Genomic DNA, 4,407 nt, shown 5'->3' with positions numbered 1-4,407 from the left:
TACGGGTAGTATTTTTCAAAACGCTACGCTGAAAAATCTCCACCCTTTCCCCCTTGACGATTCCCATTTTTCCGTTGCTGGATATTGGCCGACAGCCATACTCAGCAAGATACTAAAATTTAGTAGCTGTCGCCTTGCAAATTTTAACGGAAAAAACCACTGAATAAAAAAAGACACGAGAACAATCTCTCGTATCTTCTGTATCTTATTTCTTATTTTCCTTACTCAACAATCGCGCCCGATAGCTTTATAAAGGTAATTGTCGGATAAAGTTACTTCCCACTTAGTTAGTATAATTGTTTTGAATAAAATTTGTCATTTTCTCATCGTACTCGGGATATCTATAACCTAATGAAGATGCAACTTTCTTAGAATAAGCCCTAAATAATTCGCGGCATAACTCAAAGGATTCCCAAGACTCTATATAACCAGATTGCGAATATGTATCAATCAGCTTCTCTAACTCAGCTTTAGGAAGATAATTATCAATAAATTTGTAGTTCTTTCCAACACTAAAATTAAATCCTTCTCTTATACCAACTTCCCATGACATCATTCGTAAAAGTTCAGGACGAAGAATTTGATTGAAATGATCCAATGCAAAGAAAAACTCTTTTCTAAGCAGGCCTTTTGCTACATAAGACGATACACTCCAAAACTCATTACAGCAATCATCAAATTCTTGCCCAGATGGTTTTTCAATCCAATATTTCTCGTCACTTGGAACAATTCTTTTATTGATTCGATTATCTTTATCAATCAATATTTCCACTAAACCATCTGAATTAGATAAATAATCGTCAAGTTCATTTAGAGGTATTAAAGTTAAATCAACCTTAATGCCATCATTAAAATACATGATATAACTAAACCAATTTCCTAATTCTGATGGGAATAATTCCATATCTTCTGGTTTTTGCATAAATACCAGGTCACCAAATATATCAAGCCAAAGATCATCTTTCTTATAAGATTCCATATTTGTTACAAAAAAGGAAATATCATAATCCTGAAAATCATCTTTAGGAATGTTTTTATTCGTTCTGGACCCCTCAAGAACTGATAATCTGATGGTATCATCATTCATAACAATATTTTTAAAAAGATTTATCATCTCATTTTCTTCACGCATATAAAATCACCCTTTTCGATGCCTTCCCTATTCGGCAATATGGCCCGTTTGTTGAACAACCACTCTAATTTTCAATGAATTATATGTATCCGACCATCTTCAAAAATTTCCACTGGCTGATAACTATTCATAAAATTTAATGCGTCAACCATGAAACCATCTTTCACCATTTGCTTTTGTCCATCTTCAAAAACTTTTCTGTCCAAGATCAAACTATAAAAATAAACTTTTTCGTCACCAATCATTTCAGAATTCATCATCACAAAATGATTTCCATACCTGTTTTTAAAATATTCACGGGCTAACTCATGGCTAGAAAATTCGGGGATTTCCGATTCAGCTTTTCTACTAATCTTCAATTTTCATGACCCCTTTATCAATCATTTTTTATATAATAATTTTGCCTGTTCCAGTTCCACATTGCTGTGACTGTAAAGCCTTCATCTTCTTTTTCATCATCATTTTCTTCATTCACTTTTACCAAATCGCCATCTTCTGCATCATCTAAATTTAATTCTTTGTGTATTTCCTTCAACAATCCACCGTATGAAATCAGTCGTTTACGGAACAAACCCTCTTCCAAATCCTTAACGATTTGCAAATTCCGTTCCTCGTCATCTGTTAAATAATCATCAGATTTAACGGAGTATTTAGCAGTTTCATTTACTGCTGTTTCAATCGCTTGCTTGTCCTGTTCAGAAGAAACTTTAGATTTAATTGCAGTAACAAAAACATTTGGATCATAGTCTAGTTTCATAGCCTTTTTCCAAAACGCTTGCCATTCTTTATGAGTAATATAATTTTTTTTGCTTCTAAAATAACTACTTTCAAAGCACATCATTGCATGGATATGTTGATTATAGGAGTTGTCTTTTTTATTGACCGTGACCTCGGTAGTCCTCATAAAGCCGATTAAATTACTATCAACTTTTTTGTATTGGACCATTTTTCTGAAGCCCCTTGCCATATCAGAAAGACTTTTATTTAATTCTTCACCGTCATAAACATTTTTAACAGTAAAGGTGAAGAACAACCATCGACAACTAGGTTTTCGCTTCATAACTTCAGTTATGATTGTTTTACTTTGAGCAGAATGTTTCATGGCTCTCCTCCAATTGCATAATGAACAAAGTTTGGATTTACAAAACCACGCTTTATATAATTTCAAGTGACCTGTATCGTTTGCTTTAAACTGCAAAATAACACCGCAATCCTTGACACGTTCAGCTTTCTTAAATTCTAGTATAAACAAAAGTTCAGAATAACTTACACTATCAATCTTTCTTTCTCGCCACGGTCTAGTTTTCCCCGTTTTTGTTTTGTCAAAAAATACATTTGATTCCTTTGGTGCATTTGTGCTATGATTATCTATAGAATTTTGAAAACGCATATAAAAAGCCCCCATGTTATTTAGTTTTGATCTTAGTCAATTAAAACTTTAACACAGGGGCTTTTATTATGCAAAAAATTTTCAACCGATTTTTAAGAGTAAAATACCACTTAAACCCTCGCCAACACTAGTTTTAAATCCTAAAAAAACAACCTAAAAATAATGACGTTATTTCTAGTAGTATCAAGATAAGAAAGAACCGTTTTTCGCTACGCTCAAAACCAAGATCAAAATCCTTTAAGATCAAGTTCAAAATCCCAAAAGACAAAAACAAAAAGAACCTTCGAAGGTTCTTTTTTTATCTACTCATATCATTATTTCGCTCACGAGCCTTTTCACGCTTGTGTAATCGTTCAAATTCGCTTCCAGTTGTTTTTTCCCTTATCTTGTCCACCAACTCACCAAAAACCTTCTTAAAGGCTCTCACGTTGTCTGTGCGATCCCTTAAAAACTCTTTCGCACTTTTATAAACTAATCCTATTTCAGCCTTTAAATCGCTCACACGACCTTTTAACGACCTATTTTCTTCAACCAACTCATTATAATCTTCAATATTTGAATTAAATCTCTGAACAAGATCATTGTATTTCTCTTTCACTACTTCATTCTGCTTGCGCAAGCCTATATTTTCTTTCGCCATATCGGTATTTAATATATTTTTTAAATGTGTTTTTAACTTTTCATTATCTTGAGCAGCAGTAACCAACTTTTTATAATCTGTTCTTAAAATGATTACATTTTCAGTTGGCTTTCTTTCTGTCTTTGTTATTTCCTTACCTAAACCAAACAGAGCTTTCTCGCCAGTCGGCACTTCAATATTTTTCATTTGTCGTCTCACTGGAACTATTAAATCAGACTCCACTCTTTCGCTATATCCAGTCAATTCATCTTTTTTGCTAGTAAGATCCTTTTCTAGAAAATCAATTTCTTTTTCCAAGGTTTGTTTTTTAAACGTTTGTGTTTCGATATGCTCACGCTTTGAACCCTTTTCCCCTCGCTCCAAATCAAATCCAAGTTTTTGCATATGCTCAGGAAATTTGTCTTGAATCCAAATCAATTCCTGTCGATTAAAAACGTTCTTTCCTTGTAGTTTTCCGTCACGCATCGGAACAACTCCAATATGTAAATGAGGTGTTTTTTCGTCATGATGAACCGTCGCATAAGCGATATTTTGCTCACCGTATCGCTCCGAAAAAAGTTTGAAACTTTCCTCAAAAAATCTTTTTTGTTCTGCAGAATCTAGTCCCTCAAAAAATTCTCTCCCAGATGTCACCAACAATTCATTTACCAGTACCGCATCTTTTCGGGTTTTTCTTATACCCGTTTTTTGTGATTCAATAATTTCTTTTACTCGCTCGTTATAATCAATATTTCCATCATTTATAAAATCGTAATTTTCATTTGATTTGTCTTTATCAATATCGGGGTTCGTCTTACTTTCCCGCTCTCTTTGATTGTGAAATTGAATCCCTTTTAAATCATGGGACTTCATTTTTTGCATTCTACAAACTGCATAGCTCATCATTTTTCAGCTCCATTCACGAGGTACAAACGTGTACCTGTTTTCGGTCAACTTCCATGTAAAGTATAACACACTATACTTTACATTCGTAAAGGTGTGCTCTCCGAGGGTCAGAACAAGAACCTGGCTCATGCCAGATTCCCAAAGTCAAAGGCAAAAAAATCACCGCTTGCAGCTGTTGCTTTTTCCTAGTGCAGAAATGACATTTTCACCTTTGCGTTTTTCCGCAACGGTTGCAAATTCATTCCCAAAATCAAGCCCAAAAGATTAAGACCTTGCCCCTTTTTGAAAAGGGGCAAACACCAAAACAGCCTCTTGCAACCTCAGCAAGTTGGCTCGATAACCGTTTGGGAATCATCAAGG

General features: G+C 34.3%; 4 protein-coding genes. All 4 read right to left on the bottom strand.

Translation table 11 applies throughout. The features are described from left to right. Nucleotides 1-283: 283 nt before the first annotated feature. Entirely contained in the window at nucleotides 284-1,132 is an 849-nt protein-coding gene (ant(6), locus tag H7J92_RS01635; protein ID WP_027131474.1) for an aminoglycoside 6-adenylyltransferase, read from the bottom strand. A 71-nt stretch (nucleotides 1,133-1,203) separates the two neighbouring features. Beyond that, nucleotides 1,204-1,491 carry a hypothetical protein gene (locus H7J92_RS01630; protein ID WP_027131473.1) on the bottom strand — a complete coding sequence of 96 codons (288 nt, stop codon included), beginning with the start codon at nucleotides 1,489-1,491 and terminating at the stop codon, nucleotides 1,204-1,206. A gap of 17 nt (nucleotides 1,492-1,508) precedes the next feature. Then, the gene (locus tag H7J92_RS01625) at nucleotides 1,509-2,522 is read right to left on the bottom strand and encodes a protein rep (protein WP_141691195.1); all 1,014 of its coding nucleotides are present in this window, start codon (nucleotides 2,520-2,522) and stop codon (nucleotides 1,509-1,511) included. Nucleotides 2,523-2,820: 298 nt separating this feature from the next. Continuing rightward, nucleotides 2,821-4,044, bottom strand: a complete 1,224-nt coding sequence (gene mobV / locus H7J92_RS01620) for a MobV family relaxase (RefSeq protein WP_027131475.1) — start codon at nucleotides 4,042-4,044, stop codon at nucleotides 2,821-2,823. Between the last annotated feature and the right edge of the window lie 363 nt (nucleotides 4,045-4,407).

Source organism: Sporosarcina aquimarina, from assembly GCF_019748715.1.
Lineage (GTDB): Bacteria > Bacillota > Bacilli > Bacillales_A > Planococcaceae > Sporosarcina > Sporosarcina newyorkensis.
The sequence above is the reverse complement of the archived record's forward strand: the minus strand, read 5'-3'. Positions and strand labels throughout refer to the sequence as shown.

Excerpts from the sequence above, each read along its gene's own strand:
- mobV (WP_027131475.1), bottom strand. The coding sequence starts at position 4,044 with ATGAGCTATGCAGTTTGTAGAATGCAAAAAATGAAGTCCCATGATTTA.
- H7J92_RS01625 (WP_141691195.1), bottom strand. The coding sequence starts at position 2,522 with ATGCGTTTTCAAAATTCTATAGATAATCATAGCACAAATGCACCAAAG.